Annotated in this window: 17 protein-coding genes; 11 read left to right on the top strand and 6 right to left on the bottom strand. The window is 72.7% G+C overall.

From position 1 onward, the window contains the following. Positions 1 to 9: 9 nt before the first annotated feature. Positions 10 to 1,287, bottom strand: coding sequence for a glycosyltransferase 87 family protein (locus ACFYUS_RS21005; protein ID WP_388853945.1), 1,278 nt, complete (start codon positions 1,285 to 1,287; stop codon positions 10 to 12). Positions 1,288 to 1,371: 84 nt separating this feature from the next. Between ACFYUS_RS21005 and ACFYUS_RS21000 the strand changes: the two genes are divergently transcribed. Further along, positions 1,372 to 2,514, top strand: a complete 1,143-nt coding sequence (locus ACFYUS_RS21000; protein ID WP_388853942.1) for a glycosyltransferase family 4 protein — start codon at positions 1,372 to 1,374, stop codon at positions 2,512 to 2,514. Between the two features lie 65 nt (positions 2,515 to 2,579). Here ACFYUS_RS21000 and ACFYUS_RS20995 read toward each other — a convergent pair whose 3' ends face one another. Continuing rightward, a complete protein-coding gene (locus ACFYUS_RS20995) occupies positions 2,580 to 4,376 on the bottom strand; it encodes an AMP-dependent synthetase/ligase (RefSeq protein ID WP_388853938.1) in 1,797 nt (598 codons plus the stop codon). 258 nt (positions 4,377 to 4,634) lie between these two features. Here ACFYUS_RS20995 and ACFYUS_RS20990 point away from each other — a divergent pair, with 258 nt between their 5' ends. From ACFYUS_RS20990 to ACFYUS_RS20965, 6 genes are all read left to right on the top strand, one after another. Next, positions 4,635 to 5,402: a metallophosphoesterase gene (locus ACFYUS_RS20990; RefSeq protein WP_388853935.1), complete on the top strand. Its 768-nt coding sequence runs from the start codon at positions 4,635 to 4,637 to the stop codon at positions 5,400 to 5,402. Positions 5,403 to 5,491: 89 nt separating this feature from the next. Then, complete coding sequence (locus ACFYUS_RS20985) at positions 5,492 to 5,932, top strand: SRPBCC family protein (RefSeq protein ID WP_388853932.1); 441 nt, start codon at positions 5,492 to 5,494, stop codon at positions 5,930 to 5,932. A 73-nt stretch (positions 5,933 to 6,005) separates the two neighbouring features. Beyond that, positions 6,006 to 7,127 (top strand): ArsA-related P-loop ATPase, encoded by a 1,122-nt coding sequence (locus tag ACFYUS_RS20980; protein WP_388853929.1) that lies wholly within the window; start codon positions 6,006 to 6,008, stop codon positions 7,125 to 7,127. A 44-nt stretch (positions 7,128 to 7,171) separates the two neighbouring features. Further along, positions 7,172 to 7,639 (top strand): DUF5304 domain-containing protein, encoded by a 468-nt coding sequence (locus tag ACFYUS_RS20975; RefSeq protein WP_388853926.1) that lies wholly within the window; start codon positions 7,172 to 7,174, stop codon positions 7,637 to 7,639. A gap of 66 nt (positions 7,640 to 7,705) precedes the next feature. Then, entirely contained in the window at positions 7,706 to 8,647 is a 942-nt protein-coding gene (locus tag ACFYUS_RS20970) for an ROK family glucokinase (RefSeq protein WP_388853923.1), read from the top strand. 76 nt (positions 8,648 to 8,723) lie between these two features. After that, positions 8,724 to 9,470 carry an endonuclease/exonuclease/phosphatase family protein gene (locus ACFYUS_RS20965; RefSeq protein ID WP_388853920.1) on the top strand — a complete coding sequence of 249 codons (747 nt, stop codon included), beginning with the start codon at positions 8,724 to 8,726 and terminating at the stop codon, positions 9,468 to 9,470. 37 nt (positions 9,471 to 9,507) lie between these two features. Here the strand turns inward: ACFYUS_RS20965 and ACFYUS_RS20960 are convergent, their stop codons facing one another. Both ACFYUS_RS20960 and ACFYUS_RS20955 read right to left on the bottom strand, forming a co-directional pair. Next, a complete protein-coding gene (locus tag ACFYUS_RS20960; protein WP_388853917.1) occupies positions 9,508 to 10,149 on the bottom strand; it encodes a hypothetical protein in 642 nt (213 codons plus the stop codon). Continuing rightward, the gene (locus ACFYUS_RS20955) at positions 10,142 to 10,924 is read right to left on the bottom strand and encodes an alpha/beta hydrolase (protein WP_388853914.1); all 783 of its coding nucleotides are present in this window, start codon (positions 10,922 to 10,924) and stop codon (positions 10,142 to 10,144) included. The genes ACFYUS_RS20960 and ACFYUS_RS20955 overlap by 8 nt, the downstream gene beginning before the upstream one ends. Positions 10,925 to 11,098: 174 nt before the next feature. Here ACFYUS_RS20955 and ACFYUS_RS20950 point away from each other — a divergent pair, with 174 nt between their 5' ends. From ACFYUS_RS20950 to ACFYUS_RS20935, 4 genes are all read left to right on the top strand, one after another. Next, positions 11,099 to 11,845, top strand: coding sequence for a lysophospholipid acyltransferase family protein (locus tag ACFYUS_RS20950; RefSeq protein WP_388853911.1), 747 nt, complete (start codon positions 11,099 to 11,101; stop codon positions 11,843 to 11,845). Positions 11,846 to 11,879: 34 nt separating this feature from the next. Further along, positions 11,880 to 13,091: a MacS family sensor histidine kinase gene (macS, locus tag ACFYUS_RS20945; RefSeq protein WP_388853908.1), complete on the top strand. Its 1,212-nt coding sequence runs from the start codon at positions 11,880 to 11,882 to the stop codon at positions 13,089 to 13,091. Between the two features lie 20 nt (positions 13,092 to 13,111). Further along, positions 13,112 to 13,759: a response regulator gene (locus ACFYUS_RS20940; protein WP_388854160.1), complete on the top strand. Its 648-nt coding sequence runs from the start codon at positions 13,112 to 13,114 to the stop codon at positions 13,757 to 13,759. 90 nt (positions 13,760 to 13,849) lie between these two features. Beyond that, complete coding sequence (locus ACFYUS_RS20935) at positions 13,850 to 14,851, top strand: 2-hydroxyacid dehydrogenase (RefSeq protein ID WP_388853905.1); 1,002 nt, start codon at positions 13,850 to 13,852, stop codon at positions 14,849 to 14,851. Here the strand turns inward: ACFYUS_RS20935 and ACFYUS_RS20930 are convergent. Together ACFYUS_RS20930 and ACFYUS_RS20925 are read right to left on the bottom strand one after the other, a co-directional pair. Then, positions 14,848 to 16,731, bottom strand: a complete 1,884-nt coding sequence (locus ACFYUS_RS20930; protein ID WP_388853902.1) for an anthranilate synthase family protein — start codon at positions 16,729 to 16,731, stop codon at positions 14,848 to 14,850. The two genes, ACFYUS_RS20935 and ACFYUS_RS20930, sit on opposite strands and share 4 nt — an antisense overlap. Before the next feature lie 107 nt (positions 16,732 to 16,838). Continuing rightward, positions 16,839 to 16,895, bottom strand: a complete 57-nt coding sequence (locus ACFYUS_RS20925; RefSeq protein WP_388854157.1) for a trp operon leader peptide — start codon at positions 16,893 to 16,895, stop codon at positions 16,839 to 16,841. Between the last annotated feature and the right edge of the window lie 16 nt (positions 16,896 to 16,911).

Genomic DNA, 16,911 nt, shown 5'->3' with positions numbered 1-16,911 from the left:
CGGGGCGGCTCAGAACGAGCCGGACAGGGCCTTCTCGCGGTCCGGCCGGGTCGCCTGCGCGGGGATCTTCCCGGTCGCGGCGAGACGCGGCTCCGTCACCGTGTGCCGCCACAGGATCCGGCAGGCGATGAGGGTGGCGGCGATCAGCAGGCCGTTCCGCGTGAACAGCACCGCGATGCCCAGCGGATCGCTCCGCGTCACGTGCGAGAACCACACCGGGAACTCGAACTGCGTCACCGCCGTCGCCCACAGCACCAGGTGCGCGGGCTTCCGCATCCGGCTCGACCGGTGGGCGAGGCACACCGCCGCCAGGCCGACCAGCCACAGCATGTACTGGGGGGAGAGCACCCGGCTCGTCGTCGTGAACAGCAGCACCGCCACGAAGGCCGCGTCCGCCACCGTCGACGAGGCGAAGTGCCGCGCCTTGACCCGCCACACGAGCAGCCAGCCGAAGGCGGCGATCGTGAGCACGAGGGCGGCCGTCGAGACGGTGGACACGTACGGGCCGAGGAACTCGATCGAGCCGTAGTTCATCTTCGCCTCGCCCTCCCAGCCGACGTGCCGCAGGACGTGGAAGACCATCGCGCCCAGCGACTCGACCTCCGTGCCCCGGTCGCGCTGGAAGCCGAGGAAGGCCAGCGCCCCCGGCATCCACAGCAGGCAGAACCCCAGCGCGGCGGCCGCCGCGCCCACCGCCGCCGGCCAGGAGCGGAAGGTCGCCCGCCCCTTCGGGGTGCCCGCGAGCAGCAGCACCGGCCACACCTTCAGGACCGCGCCGAAACCGGCGAGCGCGCCGAGGACGCGCGGGCTGCGGCCCGCCGCGAGGAGCGCGGCCACGGCGACGGCGGTGACCATCACGTCGTACCGGGCGTACGCGGTCGGGCCGAGCAGCGGGACGCCCGCCAGCCAGAACCAGGCACCGCGCGAGGAGCGGCCCGCGCGGCGGCCCGTGTACAGGAGCAGCCCGAAGACGAGGGCGTCGCAGAGGAAGGCGAGGAGGAAGAAGGCGGAGGCGTAGCCGAGGAACGGCAGCAGGCCCGGGGCGAGGATCGCGAACGCGGCGGCCGGCGGGTACTGCCAGGTGACGTCGTCCAGCGGGTACGTGCCCGTCCGCAGGACCTCGTACCAGCCCTGGTAGATGTTCGAGACGTCGAAGGTGATGTCCGGCCCGGGGATCACCACGATCTTGAAGACGCACAGCAGCAGGAGGGCCCGGGAGAGTCCCCAGAGGCCGAGCGGAAGCCGCAGACCCGTGCGTGACCCGTTCCCCACCGCACCCGTCGTCACTGTTGCGTCCTTGTCCTGTCGGCCCGCGGGAGCGGGGCGGTCGTGTTGCCGGGCGGTGGATGCGATCGCGTACTGTCGGCCACGATGCACAAGACCCTGATCGTAACCAACGACTTCCCGCCGCGTCCCGGCGGAATCCAGGCCTTCCTGCACAACATGGCGCTCCGCCTGGATCCCGACCGGATCGTGGTCTACGCCTCCACGTGGAAGCGCAGCCGTGAAGGGATCGAGGCGACGGCCGCGTTCGACGTCGAACAGCCTTTCACGGTCGTACGGGATCGCACCACCATGCTGCTGCCCACACCCCGGGTCACGGCCCGCGCCACCGCGCTCCTGCGCGAGCACGGCTGCGAGTCCGTGTGGTTCGGCGCGGCCGCGCCGCTCGGTCTGATGGCGCCCGCGCTGCGCCGGGCCGGAGCGAAGCGGCTCGTCGCCACCACCCACGGGCACGAGGCGGGCTGGGCCCAGCTCCCGGCCGCCCGGCAGCTCCTGCGCCGCATCGGCGAGGGCACCGACACGATCACCTACCTCGGCGAGTACACCCGCTCCCGGATCGCGACGGCCCTCACCCCGGCCGCCGCGGGACGCATGGTGCAGCTCCCGCCCGGCGTCGACGAGAAGACCTTCCACCCCGACTCGGGCGGCGACGAGGTCCGCGCCCGTCTCGGGCTCAGCGACCGCCCCGTCGTCGTCTGCGTCTCCCGGCTCGTCCCCCGCAAGGGCCAGGACACCCTGATCCGGGCCATGCCCGCGATCCTGCGACGGGTGCCGGACGCCGTCCTCCTGATCGTCGGCGGCGGACCGTACGAGAAGGACCTGCACCGCCTCGCCGCCGAGACGGGCGTGGCCGGATCCGTACGGTTCACCGGCGCCGTCCCCTGGTCCGAGCTGCCCGCCCACTACGGGGCCGGCGACGTCTTCGCCATGCCCTGCCGCACCCGGCGCGGCGGCCTCGACGTCGAGGGCCTCGGCATCGTCTACCTGGAGGCCTCCGCCACCGGCCTGCCCGTCGTCGCCGGCGACTCCGGCGGCGCGCCCGACGCCGTCCTCGACGGCGAGACCGGCTGGGTCGTCCGCGGCGAGTCCGCCGAGGAGACCGCCGACCGCGTCGCCACCCTCCTCCTCGACCCCGAGCTCCGCGCCCGCATGGGCGAGCGGGGCAGGGCCTGGGTGGAGGAGAAGTGGCGCTGGGACCTGCTCGCCGAGCGGCTGCGCGAGCTGCTGTAGTCCCCGGAGCACGGGAAGGGGCCCGGGGCGATGCGATCGCCCCGGGCCCCTTCCCGTACTCGCCCCTACTTCGTGTAGATGGCCTCGATCTCGTCGGCGAAGTCCTTCGCCACCACGTTCCGCTTCAGCTTCAGGGACGGGGTGATGTGGCCCGCCTCCTCGGTGAACTGGGCGGGGAGGATGCGGAACTTGCGGACCGACTCCGCCTTGGAGACCGCCGCGTTGCCGTCGTCGATCGCCCGCTGGACCTCCGCGATGAGCTCCGCGTCGTCCCGGAGGGAGGCCGCCGTCGAACCGGCCGGCTTGCCGTGCTCGCTGGCCCAGCGGCCGAGGAACTCCTCGTCGATCGTGACCAGCGCGCCCACGAACGGACGCCCGTCGCCGACCACCATGCACTCCGCGACCAGCGCGTGCGCCCGGATCCGGTCCTCGATGACCGCCGGGGCGACGTTCTTGCCGCCCGCCGTCACCAGGATCTCCTTCTTGCGGCCGGTGATCGCGAGGTAGCCGTCCTCGTCGAGCGTGCCGATGTCACCCGTGTGGAACCAGCCGTCCGCGAGGGCCTCGGCCGTCGCCGCCTCGTTGTTCCAGTACCGCGAGAAGACGTGCTCGCCGTGCAGCAGCACCTCGCCGTCGTCGGCGATCCGCACCACCGAGCCCGGCAGCGGCTGCCCGACCGTGCCGATCTTCTGCCGGTCCCACGGGTTGAACGCGGTCGCCGCGCACGACTCCGTCAGGCCGTACCCCTCCAGGACCGTGAAGCCGATGCCCCGGAAGAAGTGGCCGAGCCGCTCGCCGAGCGGCGCGCCGCCCGAGATCGCGGCCTCGCCGCGACCGCCGAGCACCGCCCGCAGCTTGCTGAAGACCAGCTTGTCGAAGATCTTGTGCTTCAGCCGGAGGCCGAAGGACGGGCCCTGCGGGGTGTCGATCGCCCGGCTGTACGCGATGGCCGTGTGCGCGGCCTTGTCGAAGATCTTGCCCTTGCCGTCGGCCTGCGCCTTCGCCCGCGCCGAGTTGTAGACCTTCTCGAAGACGCGCGGCACGCCGAGGATCAGCGTCGGCCTGAACGAGGCCAGCTCGTCGGTGAGGTTCTTGATGTCCGGTACGCAGCCCAGCTTGATCGGCGCCATGATGGCCCCGATCTCGACGAGCCGCCCGAAGACGTGCGCGGCCGGCAGGAAGAGCAGCACCGAGCACTCGCCCGTACGGAAGAGGGGCTTGAGCCGCTCCACCACGTTGCCGCACTCGGCGAAGAAGGCCCGGTGCGTCAGGACGCAGCCCTTGGGGCGGCCCGTCGTGCCCGAGGTGTAGACGATCGTCGCCGGGTCGTCCGCGTTCGCCGCCGACATCCGCTCGTCCACCAGCTCGTCGGAGACGCCCTCGCCGGCCGCGGTGAGCCGCGCGACCGCGTCGTCCTCGATCTGCCAGACGCCCTTGAGCTCCGGAAGGCCCGCCCGGACGGACTCCACCGACTCCGCGTGCCCCGGGCTCTCCACCAGGACGTGCGTCGCGCCCGAGTCGCCGAGGATCCACTGGATCTGCTCCGGCGAGCTCGTCTCGTACACCGGCACGGTCACCGCGCCCGCGCTCCAGATCGCGAAGTCGAGGAGCACCCACTCGTAGCGCGTACGGGAGAGCAGCGCGACCCGGTCGCCCGGCTCCACGCCGGAGGCGATCAGACCCTTGGCGGCCCCGCGGACCTCGGCGAGGAACTGCGTGGCGGTGACGTCGGTCCAGACGCCGTCGACCTTGCGCCCCATCACGGCGACGTCTGGGTGCTGGGAGGCGTTGCGGCGGATGAGATCCGTCAGGTTGCCGTCCGTGGGGACCTCGTACAGGGCCGGAAGGCTGAACTCGCGCAAGACTGCTGCTCCTCATCGGGCGCCGGCGCCACGGCTCTGTGTGATGCACCGGTGTAGTCCATGGTCGGGCAGGTGCTCGGTGGGGGTGAGCACGACTGGTGGACTGCCCGGACGTTACTCGCCGGTACGCGGTTCCCGATAGGGGGTCCCGGTCAGATGTTCCGTGCGTCACATATGTGTGACGTTCCTCTGCGCACAGTAATCCACAGGTTTCACGACTCCCAAGTAACCGCAGGTGACACCCCCTAAGGTGGGCTCATGCGAGTCCATGTGGTCAGTGACGTGCACGGCAACGCCGGCGACCTCGCCAAGGCCGGAGAGGGCGCCGACGCCCTCATATGCCTCGGTGACCTGGTCCTCTTCCTCGACTACGCCGACCACAGCCGGGGCATCTTCCCCGACCTCTTCGGCACCGAGAACGCCGACCGGCTCGTCGAGCTCCGCACCGCCCGCCGCTTCGACGAGGCCCGCGACCTGGGCCGACGCCTCTGGGCCCAGCTCGACGTCGACCGCGGCACCGCCATCGAGGGCGCGGTCCGCCGCCAGTACGCCGAACTCTTCGCCGCCTTCCCCACCCCCACCTACGCCACCTACGGGAACGTCGACATCCCCCAGCTCTGGGGCGACTTCGCCGGACCGGGGACGACCGTCCTCGACGGCGAGCGGATCGAGCTCGGCGGGCTGGTGTTCGGTTTCGTCGGCGGCGGTCTGCGCACCCCCATGCGCACCCCGTACGAGATCTCCGACGAGGAGTACGCGGCCAAGGTCGAGGCCCTCGGCGACGTCGACGTCCTCTGCTCCCACATCCCGCCGGACGTACCGGACCTCACCTACGACACCGTCGCCCGCCGCTTCGAGCGCGGCAGCCGGGCCCTGCTCGACGCCATCCACCGCGTCCGGCCCCGCTACGCCCTCTTCGGCCACGTCCACCAGCCGCTCGCCCGGCGGATGCGGATCGGTGCGACCGAGTGCGTGAACGTCGGCCACTTCGCCTCGACCGGGAGGCCCTACGCCCTGGAGTGGTGACGGCGCGGCCACGGGGGCGCGATAGCCTTCCATCGGCACGACTGTGCCCTCGTACTTCCGCCGGACCGCACAGTGGAGGAGCCACCACGATGGCCGAACACACCAGCTCGAGCATCACCATCGAGGCGGCGCCGGCCGACGTCATGGGTGTGATCGCCGACTTCGCCCGCTACCCCGAGTGGACCGGCGAGGTGAAGGAGGCCGAGGTCCTGTCCTCCGACGACGCCGGGCGCGCGGAGAAGGTCCGCCTCCTCCTCGACGCGGGCGCCATCAAGGACGACCACACCCTCGCGTACACCTGGACCGGGGACAACGAGGTCAGCTGGACCCTGGTCAAGTCCCAGATGCTCCGCTCCCTCGACGGCTCCTACCTCCTGAAGGCCCTCGGCGGCGACCGCACCGAGGTGACCTACCAGCTCACCGTCGACGTCAAGATCCCCATGCTCGGCATGATCAAGCGCAAGGCCGAGAAGGTCATCATCGACCGCGCCCTCGCGGGCCTGAAGCAGCGCGTCGAATCGGGCGCGTGAGCCTTTCCGGGGGCGGTGCCCGCGACGGGCGGGGCGACGGCCCGCGACGGGCGGCCCGGTAACGTTCCGCCGCATGCGGATCATCCTTGTCACCGGCCCCGGCGGCGCAGGCCGCAGCACCCTCGCCGCCGCCACCGCCCTCGCCGAGGCGCGGGCCGGCCGCCGGGTGCTGCTCGTGTCCGAGGACGCGGACCCGACGGAGGGCGTGAGGCTCCTGCGGCCGCGGCCCGGCGCCGACTTCCGCCGTGAGTTCCTCGCCCTCCAGGAACGTTCCTCCGCCGCCCTGGACCTCCTCGGCGCCGCCCCCTTCGAGGAGGCCGAGCTGACCGAGCTCCCCGGGAGCCGTCAGTTCGCCCTGCTCAGGGCCCTGCGGGACGCCGCGGAGGGCGACCACGACCTCGCCGTGGTCGATCTGCCCCCGCTCCCCGAAGCACTCGCCCTGCTCGCCCTGCCCGGGCAGCTCCGCCGCTATCTGCGCCGCCTGCTGCCCCCGGAGCGCCAGGCCGCCCGCGCCCTGCGGCCGATGCTGGCCCAGCTCGCCGGCGTGCCCATGCCCGCGCAGTGGCTGTACGAGACGACCGCCCGCTGGGAGGCCGAACTCGCCGCGGTCCAGGCCGTCGTCGAGGCCCCCGGCACCACCGTCCGGCTCGTCCTGGAACCCGGCCCCGGCGCCGCCCGCGCCCTGCGCGCCGCCCGCCTCGGCCTCGCCGTCCAGCGCCTCGGCCTCGACGCCGTCGTCGCCAACCGGATCCTGCCCGCCGGTTCCGAGGACCCCTGGCTGGCCGGACTCACCGCCGAACAGCACCGGCACCTCGCGGAGCTCCGTACCGCCGTCGGAGGCGAGCTGGACGAGCTGCCGCATCTCGGACGGGCCCCGCGCGGGGCCGAGGACCTGGTGCTCCTCGCGCCCGGCCGGGCCGGGAAACCGGTCCCCGTACCGGAGTGGGCCGTCGAGGACCGGCGCGAGGAGGACGGCGTCCTGGTCTGGCACATCCCCCTGCCGGGCGCCGTCAAGGAGGAGCTCTCCCTCGTCCGCCGCGGCGACGAACTGCTCCTGACCGTCGGCGCGTTCCGCCGCGGCGTCCCGCTGCCGGGCGCCCTGCGCCGCTGCGCCGTCACCGGCGCCGGGCTCGTCGACGGCGACCTCCGGGTGCGCTTCACGCCCGACCCCGGGCTGTGGCCCCGCACCCCCTGAGGCGGCGTGTACCGTCGAAGTACGCAGCCATTGAGGAGTACGCCATGAGCGATTCGGACGCCTGGGCCAAGGCCTGTGCCGAGGACCTGGAGGCGGAGAAGGCCCGCCGCCGGGCGCAGCGCGCGGACGGGCCCGGCTCGCCCGCGGAGGAGTTCCGCAAGCTCTTCGAGGCCGTGGCCGACAAGGTCGCCGGCGGCTTCGGGAACCCGCTCCTCGGCGGCCAGGCCGCGCAGACCGTGCAGCAGCTCGTCAACCAGGCGAAGGCCGTCGTCGAGCCCGTCGTCGAACGCAACCCGCAGGTCTTCGACCACCTCGCCGCCGCCGGCAGCGAACTGCTCGCCGCCTACCGCTCCGCCGTCGAGGGCCACGAGACCCGCTGGACCCGCGGCGGCGCCGTACCCGATGACGACGACCCGCGCCGCGACGCGGACACGCCCGGAAAGGGCGACCCCGAGGACCACCGCAAGGACGACGAGGGGCCCGGAACCGGCCAGCACATCGACCTCGACTGACCGGTGGGCCATCCCCGCTCGGGTACGGTGGGCCTTAGCGGGGCTCGACCGAAAACTGAGGGACACATGGGACTCACCATCGGCGTCGACATCGGCGGCACGAAGATCGCGGCCGGCGTGGTCGACGAGGAGGGCAACATCCTCGACACGCACACCGTGCCCACCCCGCCGACCCCCGAAGGCATCGTCGACGCCATCTGCGCGGCGGTCTCCGAGGCCGGCAAGGGGTACGAGATCGAGGCCGTCGGCATCGGAGCCGCGGGCTACGTCGACGACAAGCGCGCCACCGTCCTCTTCGCGCCGAACATCGACTGGCGGCACGAGCCGCTCAAGGACAAGGTCGAGCAGCGGGTCGGCCTGCCCGTCGTCGTCGAGAACGACGCCAACGCGGCGGCCTGGGGCGAGTACAAGTTCGGCGCCGGCAAGGGCCACGAGGACGTCATCTGCATCACCCTCGGCACCGGCCTCGGCGGCGGCATCATCATCGGCAACAAGCTGCGCCGCGGACGCTTCGGCGTGGCCGCCGAGTTCGGCCACATCCGGGTCGTCCCGGACGGCCTGCTGTGCGGCTGCGGCAGCCAGGGCTGCTGGGAGCAGTACGCCTCCGGGCGCGCCCTCGTCCGGTACGCCAAGCAGCGCGCCAACGCCACCCCGGAGCGCGCGGAGATCCTCCTCGGCCTCGGCGACGGCACCCCGGAGGGCATCGAGGGCAAGCACGTCAGCCAGGCCGCCCGCGCGGGCGACCCGGTGGCGATCGACTCCTTCCGCGAGCTGGCCCGCTGGGCGGGCGCCGGTCTCGCCGACCTGGCCTCGCTCTTCGACCCCTCGGCGTTCATCGTCGGCGGCGGCGTCTCCGACGAGGGCGACCTCGTCCTCGACCCGATCCGCAAGTCCTTCCGGCGCTGGCTGATCGGCGGCCAGTGGCGCCCGCACGCGCAGGTCCTCGCGGCCCAGCTCGGCAACAAGGCCGGCCTGGTCGGCGCGGCCGACCTCGCCCGCCAGGGCTGAGCCGGTACGGAGCCATACGACGACCGCCCGCCGCGTCCTCTCGGACACGGCGGGCGGTCGTCGTATGTTGGCCGTCATGGCGATCAGTGAGCTGCCCAACTCCCGCACCGAGAGCGACGGTTCGGCCGTCCTCCGGGTCCTGAGCTACAACGTCCGCTCGATGCGCGACGACGAGGACGCCCTCGCCCGGGTGATCCGGGCCTGCGCCCCGGACCTCGTCTTCGTCCAGGAGGCCCCGCGCTTCTTCCGCTGGCGCAAACACGCCGCCCGGCTCGCCGCCAAGAGCGAGCTCGTCATGCTGAGTGGCGGCGCCACCGCGGCCGGGCCGATGCTGCTGTGCTCCCTGCGGGCCACGGTGGAGCGGACGGAGGACGTCCTGCTGCCCCTGACACCCGGCCTGCACCGGCGCGGCCTCGCGACCGCCGTCGTCCGCTTCGCCGGGGCCCGGGTCGGTCTGGTCAGCTGCCATCTGAGCCTGCGGAAGGACGAGCGGTACGCCCAGGCAGGGATGGTCCTCGACCGGGTCGCCGCCCTCGGCACCCCGCACGCCCTCGTCGCCGGCGACCTGAACGAACGCCCCGGAGGCCCCGCCTTCACCCGCCTCACCGACGAGCTCCAGGACGGCTGGGCGGTCAGCCCCTGGGGCGGCGAGCACACCTCCACCCCCGCCGAGCCCCACCAGCGCATCGACGCGATCCTGGCGACCCCCGGCGTCGAGTTCCTCGGCTGCGGAGTCCCCCAGCACCTCGACCCGGGGGACCTGCGGGCCGCCACCGACCACCTTCCGGTACTGGCGGCGGTCCGGATCCCCGCGACGGGATGAACGGTGGGCCCCGACGGCCCGGGCCCGGCGTCGGGAATCAGACCACCGCGCCGCGGCCCGGGTCGTCGAAGCCGTCGTCGTCCTCGTCGTCGTGCTTCATGCGGGCCACCAGCGTCGCGAAGCCGCCCAGGAAGCCGCCCACGCAGATCGTCGTCAGCCACCAGGTCATGTCCCACTGGAGGAGGACGGCGACGAGCATCAGGACCGGGCCGCCGACGACCGCGAGCCAGGCGAACTTGGTCGTGGTGTCCGCCTCGGGCAGCGGGGGCGGCTCCGGCGGGACGAAATGGCCCTCGTCGGCGCCGCCGGCCGTCTCGTCGGGCTCGGACGGGGAGTAGTCCCGGGGGCCGCCCAGCACCCCGGGCGCGAACACGATCGAGCTGCCGAGCGCGGGCCGCTCGGGACCCGCCTCCGGGTCCTCCTCCGCCTCGGGGTCCTCGGGCGCGGGCTTCGGCCGGGGCTTCCAGGCCGCACCCTTCACCGGCCGGATCTCCGTGGCGGGACCGCCCTCGTCCTCCTCCTCGGGCTCCGGCAGCGACAGGTTCTCGACGGGCCGGAACGGCTTCGTCCCCGGAGGGTCCGCGGGCTCCTCGCCGTACCCGGCGACGATCGCGGCCCAGGCCGCCTCCTCGTCGATGGGCTGCGGCTCCCGCCCGTCGCCGTCCTGCTGCTCAGCCACCGCTCCTGCTTCCCTTCCCGTCGGCCAGATCCGGGGCCAGACGCTCGACGAAGGCCAGGCTCTCGTCGAAGATCCGCTCCGCATCATGGTCCAACGTCGCCACGTGGTAGCTCTGTTCCAGCAGGACCTCCCGGACGTCCGTGGAGGAGATGCGGGAGAGGATCCGGGCCGAGTCGACGGGCGGCACGACGTGGTCCTGGGGGCTGTGGAGCAGTACCACCGGCTGGGTGACCTGCGGGAGCTGCGCGTCCACGGTCCGGAAGAGCTGCCGCAGGGAGTGCGCGGCGTGCAGCGGCACCCGGTCGTAGCCGACCTCGGCCGCGCCCTCCTTGGCGATGTCGCTGGCGATGCCCTTCGTGGAGGGGACCAGGTGCCGGACGACGGGCAGCGCGTACGCCGCCAGGCCGTGCACCTTGTTGCCCGGGTTGACGAGGACGATGCCCCGCACCGCGTCACCGTGCTGGGCGGCGAGCCGCAGCGTGAGCGCCCCGCCCATGGACAGGCCGAAGACGAAGACCGTCTCGCACCGCTCCCGGAGCTCGCGCAGGGCCCGGTCCGCCTCCGCGTACCAGTCGTGCCAGGTGGTGAGCTGCATGTCCTGCCAGCGGGTGCCGTGGCCGGGCAGCAGCGGCACCGACACCGTCAGACCGCGCTCGGCCAGGTACTCGGCCCACGGGCGCATCGACTGCGGGGAACCGGTGAATCCGTGACAGAGAAGGACGCCGACCTCTCCGCCTTCATGGCGGTACGGCTCGGCTCCGGGAAGGACCGGCACCGGGGTCTCCTGTTCGGTTGCGACTCCGGCGCCTTCGGAGGGCGTCGGAGCGACGGAGTACGGGGAAGGACCTTCACGGTACGCGACCGGACCGACACCGACCAGGGCCGTAGCGGGGGCCGTGCGTCGGTAAGGGATAAAGTCGTGGCGACGGCACACGGAAGGCATGGCGAGTTGATCTACGGCGCAATGAAGTTCTCCCTCGGAGGGTCCCTGAAGCTTGCCTTCCGGCCCTGGGTGGAGGGCCTGGAGAACATTCCCGCCGAGGGACCCGCGATCCTCGCGAGCAACCACCTGTCCTTCTCGGACTCCTTCTTCCTGCCCGCGGTCCTGGACCGCAAGGTCACCTTCATCGCCAAGGCCGAGTACTTCACCACCCCCGGTGTGAAGGGCAAGCTCACCGCCGCCTTCTTCAAGGGCGTCGGCCAGCTCCCGGTGGACCGTTCGGGTGCCCGCGGCGCGGGCGAGGCGGCCATCAAGGCCGGCATCGAGGTCGTCGAGGGAGGTGGGCTCTTCGGGATCTACCCCGAGGGCACCCGCTCGCCCGACGGCCGTCTCTACCGGGGCAAGCCCGGCGGCCTGGCGCGTGTCGCCCTGGCCACCGGCGCGCCCGTGATCCCGGTCGCCATGATCGACACCGAGAAGATCCAGCCGCCCGGCAAGATCGTCCCCAAGCTGATGCGCCCGGGGATCCGGATCGGCAAGCCGCTGGACTTCACCCGCTACCAGGGCATGGAGGGGGACCGCTTCATCCTCCGCTCGGTGACCGACGAGGTCATGTACGAGATCATGAAGCTGTCCGGCCAGGAGTACGTCGACATCTACGCGACCGCCGCCAAGCGGCAGATCGCGGAGGCGGAGAAGGCGGCCAAGGAGGCCGTCAAGGCAGAGATCGCCGCTCGGGAAGAGTCCGGCGCGTAGGTCCCCGCGAGGGGGCTTTCCGGGGGTGGGGGAGATGGCCAAGCGCGAGCGTGTCGTGCGCATGTCGGTCGAGCAGCCGCTGTGGCGGGCGCTGACCGGCTACCGCGTCCTGACGATGGTCTACGCGGTGCTGATCTTCGTGTTCGGCCGGGAGGAGTACGAGCGGCCCTGGATCGCCGTCGCCTATCTGGCGGTGCTGTGCGTCTGGACCCTCGCCACCCTCCCCAAGGTGGCGAACGCGGCGAGCTGCACCAAGCGCTTCCTCGTCGCCGACCTCACCGTCGCCCTCACCGGCATCCTCCTCACCCCGCTCGCCGACGCCCAGGCCCAGTCGGTCGACGGCCCCACCCTGCCGTCGATATGGACCGCCGGCTCCGTCCTCGCGTTCGCGCTCAAGGGCGGCTGGCGCTGGGCCGGCGTCGCCTCCTCCCTGGTCGCCGTCGCCAACATCGTCGAGCGCGGGCACCCCGGCCGGGACACCTTCCACAACGTGCTGCTCGTCTGGGTCGCCTCCATCGCCATCGGCTACGTCGTCGAGGTCGCCCGCGCCTCCGAGCGCACCCTCGCCCGCGCCCTGGAGATCGAGGCCGCGACCCGCGAGCGGGAGCGGCTCGCCCGCGACATCCACGACAGCGTCCTCCAGGTCCTCGCGATGGTGCAGCGGCGCGGCACGGCCCTCGGCGGCGAGGCCGCCGAGCTCGGCCGGATGGCGGGGGAGCAGGAGGTGGCCCTCCGCACCCTCGTCGCGGGCGGGCTCACCCGGCCCAGCCTGGTCTCCGAGGACGAGTCCGAGGGCGCCTTCGTCCGGGTCGTCGAGGTGGACGACGAGCCCGACGACGACGCGCCCGTCGACCTGCGCGTCCTGCTCGCCCCGCGCGCCGGGGCCAGGGTCACCCTCTCCGAGCCGGGCGCCCCGGTCCTGCTGCCCCCGCCCACCGCCCGTGAGCTGACCATCGCCGTCGACGTCGCCCTGGACAACGTCCGGGTGCACGCCGGCACGGACGCGCACGCGTGGATCCTGATCGAGGACTGGCCGGACGAGGTGATCGTCACCGTCCGGGACGACGGCCCCGGCATCCCGGAGGGCCGCCTCGCGGAGGCCTGGGGCGAGGGCCGGATGGGCGTCGCCCTGTCCATCCGGGGGAGACTGCGGGATCTGGGCGGTTCGGCCGAGCTGATCTCGGTCCCCGGCCAGGGCACGGAAGTCGAGTTGAAGGTTCCACGGGGGAAGGCAGGGGAGAAGTGAGCGAGCAGCGGATCAAGGTGATGGTCGTCGACGACCATCCGATGTGGCGGGACGCGGTCGCCCGCGACCTCGCCGAGGCGGGCTTCGACGTGGTCGCCACCGCCGGCGACGGCGAGCAGGCCGTGCGCCGCGCCGTCGCGGCCGGCCCCGACGTCCTCGTCCTGGACCTGAACCTGCCGGTCAAGCCGGGCGTCCAGGTCTGCAAGGAGCTCGTCGGCGGCCGCCCCGAGCTGCGGGTCCTCGTCCTCTCGGCGAGCGGCGAGCACGCCGACGTCCTGGAGGCGGTCAAGTCCGGTGCCACCGGCTACCTCCTCAAGTCGGCCAGCACGGAAGAGCTGATCGACGCGGTGCGGCGGACGGCCGCCGGCGACCCCGTCTTCACCCCGGGCCTGGCCGGTCTGGTCCTCGGCGAGTACCGCCGGCTCGCCTCCGAGCCCGCCCCGGCGGCCGGCGCCGACGAGCCGAAGGCCCCGCAGCTGACGGAGCGCGAGACCGAGGTCCTGCGGCTCGTCGCGAAGGGCCTCAGCTACAAGCAGATCGCCGAACGGCTCGTCATCTCGCACCGCACGGTGCAGAACCACGTCCAGAACACCCTGGGCAAGCTCCAGCTGCACAACCGCGTGGAGCTCGTCCGGTACGCCATCGAGCGCGGCCTCGACGACGCCTGAGGCCCGTCTTCCGCGGCCGGGAGCCACGAGGGGCCGTATATTCGCGCATAGCGTGCATCTGCGGCCCATCGCGACACTGAGGGGAATCTCGTGGAAATCCTGGCATTCGGCGTGCAGGCGGACGAACGGCCCCTCATGGAGAAGGCCTTCGAGGGGCACCACGACGTCCGCTGCCTGAGCGTCTTCCTCACCGAGGACACCGCCCCCATCGCCGCCGGCTACGAGATCGTCTCCACCAGCGTCAACGCCGTCCTGGACCACCGGGTCCTGCAGACCCTCGCCGCCGGCGGCACCCAGCTGATCGCCCAGCGCTCCACCGGCTTCAACAACATCGACCTGGAGGTCGCCGAGCGCCTGGGCCTCACCGTCGCCCGGGTCTCCTCCTACTCGCCGTACTCCGTCGCCGAGTTCGCCTGGACCCTCGCCCTGGCCGTCAACCGCCGGATCGTCCGCGCCTCCAACCGGACCCGCGACTTCGACTTCCGGCTCGACGGACTGATGGGCCGTGACCTGCGGGGCCGTACCGTCGGCGTCCTCGGCACCGGCAAGATCGGCGAGGCCTTCACCCGGATCGCCCACGGCTTCGGCATGGACCTCCTCGGCTGGGACGTCGCCGAGAACCCCGCCTGCGTGGAACTCGGCATGAAGTACGTCGAGAAGGAACGCCTCTTCGCCGAGGCCGACCTCATCAGCCTCCACGTCCCGCTCGTGGAGGCCACCCACCACCTCGTCGACGCCGCCGCCCTCAGGACCATGAAGGACGACGCCATCCTGGTGAACTCCAGCCGCGGCGGCCTCATCGACACCGAGGCCCTCGTCAGGGAGCTCCGCGCCGGCCGCTTCACCGGCGTCGGCCTGGACGTGTACGAGGCGGAGGCCGGGCTCTTCTTCCTCGACAAGTCCCTCGCGGGCATCGAGGACGACACCCTGGCCCGCCTGGTCACCTTCCCGAACGTGGTGGTCACCTCCCACCAGGCGTACTACACCGCCGACGCGGTCGGCCAGATCATCGACACCACCGTCCAGAACGTCCTCGACCACGTCGCCGGGCGGCGCAGCGAGAACGTCCTGGTACCGAGGACGGCCTCCTAGACCAGCACGCCCGCGAGCAGCGAGGCCGTCAGCGCGGCCCCGTCCGTCGTGAGCACCGACTCCGGGTGGAACTGCACCCCCGCGAAGCCCGGTCCGCGCAGCGCGTGCACCTCGCCGGTCTCCGCGTCCCGGCTCACCTCGATGCGGTGCAGCGCCAGCTCCGTCGCCGTCCGGTCGTCGCAGCGGGCCGTGAAGCTGTTGTAGAAGCCGACCGTCCGCTCCTGCCCGAAGAGGTCGATCCGCAGCTGCGCCCCCTGGAACGGGGTCCGCTTGCGGACGATGTCCAGGCCCAGTTCGGCCGCGATCAGCTCGTGCCCGAGGCAGACGCCCAGGAGGCCGTGGCGGTGGTCCCGTACGAGCTCCGCCGTCAGACCGCGCAGGAAGCGCATCTTCGGGTCGGCGGCGTCCGACGGGTTCCCGGGCCCGGGCCCCAGGACGACCGGGCCCTCGTGGGCGAGCGCCAGCTCCCGCAGCCCCGGCTCGTCGTAGCGGAGCACCGACACATCGAGGCCCGAGGAGCGCAGGACGTGCGCCAGCATCGCCGTGAAGGTGTCCTCGGCGTCGATCACGAGCGCGTGCCCCGACAGCTCCGCCGACCTGGCCTGCATCTTCAGCCAGAACGGCGCCAGGTCCGCGCGGCGGGCGTCCAGCGCGGCCCGCACCCGGGGGTCGTCCGCCAGCCGGGGCGCCACCGGGGACTCGTCGCGCGGCCGCCCCTCCCGCACGCCCAGCGCGGACAGCACGCCCGCCGCCTTCGCGTGGGTCTCGGCGACCTCGCCCGCCGGGTCCGAGTGCCGTACGAGCGTCGCCCCGACCGGCACCCGCAGCCGGCCGTCGGAGGCGATGTCGGCGGTACGGATCAGGATGGGCGAGTCCAGCGTCTGCGCCCCGTTCGCGTCCGTGCCGAGCAGGGCGAGCGCCCCCGCGTAGTAGCCGCGCCCGACCCCGTCCCGCCCGAGGGGCTCGTGACGCTCGATCACCCGGCAGGCGTTCTGCACCGGCGAGCCGGTCACGGTCGCCGCGAACATCGTCTCCCGCAGCACCTCCCGCACGTCCAGCGAGGACCGGCCGCGCAACTCGTACTCGGTGTGCGCGAGATGGGCCATCTCCTTGAGTCGCGGCCCGACCACCACCCCGCCCATGTCGCCCACCGTGCACATCATCTTCAGCTCCTCGTCCACCACCATGGAGAGCTCCTCGGTCTCCTTGCGGTCGGCGAGGAAGGCGAGCAGGTCCTCGGCGGTCGGGGCGGCCCCGGCCGGGTAGCGGTACGTGCCGCTGATCGGGTTCATCACGACCGTGCCCCCCGACATCCGGACGTGCACCTCCGGGCTCGCCCCGACGAGCGTCCGGTCCCCGGTGTGCACGACGAACGTCCAGTACGCGCCCCGCTCGCCCGTGAGCAGCCGCCGGAACAGAGCGAGCGCGTCGGCACGCCCGAAGCCCGGGATCTCACCCGTGTAGGTGCGCCGGATCACGAAGTTCGCGCCCTCTCCGGAGCCGATCTCCTCGTCGATGACCCGCCGCACGATCTCCGCGTACTCCTCGTCGGAGACGTCGAACCCGCCGCCCTCCACCCGCACGTCATGCGCGGGCAGCGCGGCCAGCACCTCCGCGAGCGGCAGCTCCTCCACCTCGTCGGCGACGAGCACGGACAGCGGAGTGCCGTCGTCCCGCACGTCGAACCCGCGCTCCCGGATCTGCCGGAACGGCACCAGCGCCAGCGTCGGCAGCGGCCCCACGGGCAGCTCGGCCAGCCGCTCGGCCTCGTGCACCCGGCCGATCAGCACCTCGACGGTGTCGTGGTCACGGCCGGGAGTGCGGCGGCGCAGCAGCGCGAAGGGAGGGCAGGAGTCGTCGAGGAGACGGGAGAGGTCCATGGGACGTGTCGTTCCTTCCGGGTGGAGTACGGAGAGGAGGAACGGCCCCGGGTACGAGAAAGGCCGCCCCTCGGGCGGCCTTCGCGGGTCTTTCGGTGTACGCGCGATCAGTGGGCCGCCGGATGAGCGGTCCACCACCAGTTCTGGTCGGAGTGCGCGTACATGCGAGCACTGTAACCC

Origin of the sequence: Streptomyces sp. NPDC004284, from assembly GCF_042874035.1 — a bacterium.
In the GTDB taxonomy this organism is placed as follows: domain Bacteria; phylum Actinomycetota; class Actinomycetes; order Streptomycetales; family Streptomycetaceae; genus Streptomyces.
Note: the sequence above shows the minus strand (reverse complement) of the source record. Positions and strands in the feature narration are given on the sequence as shown.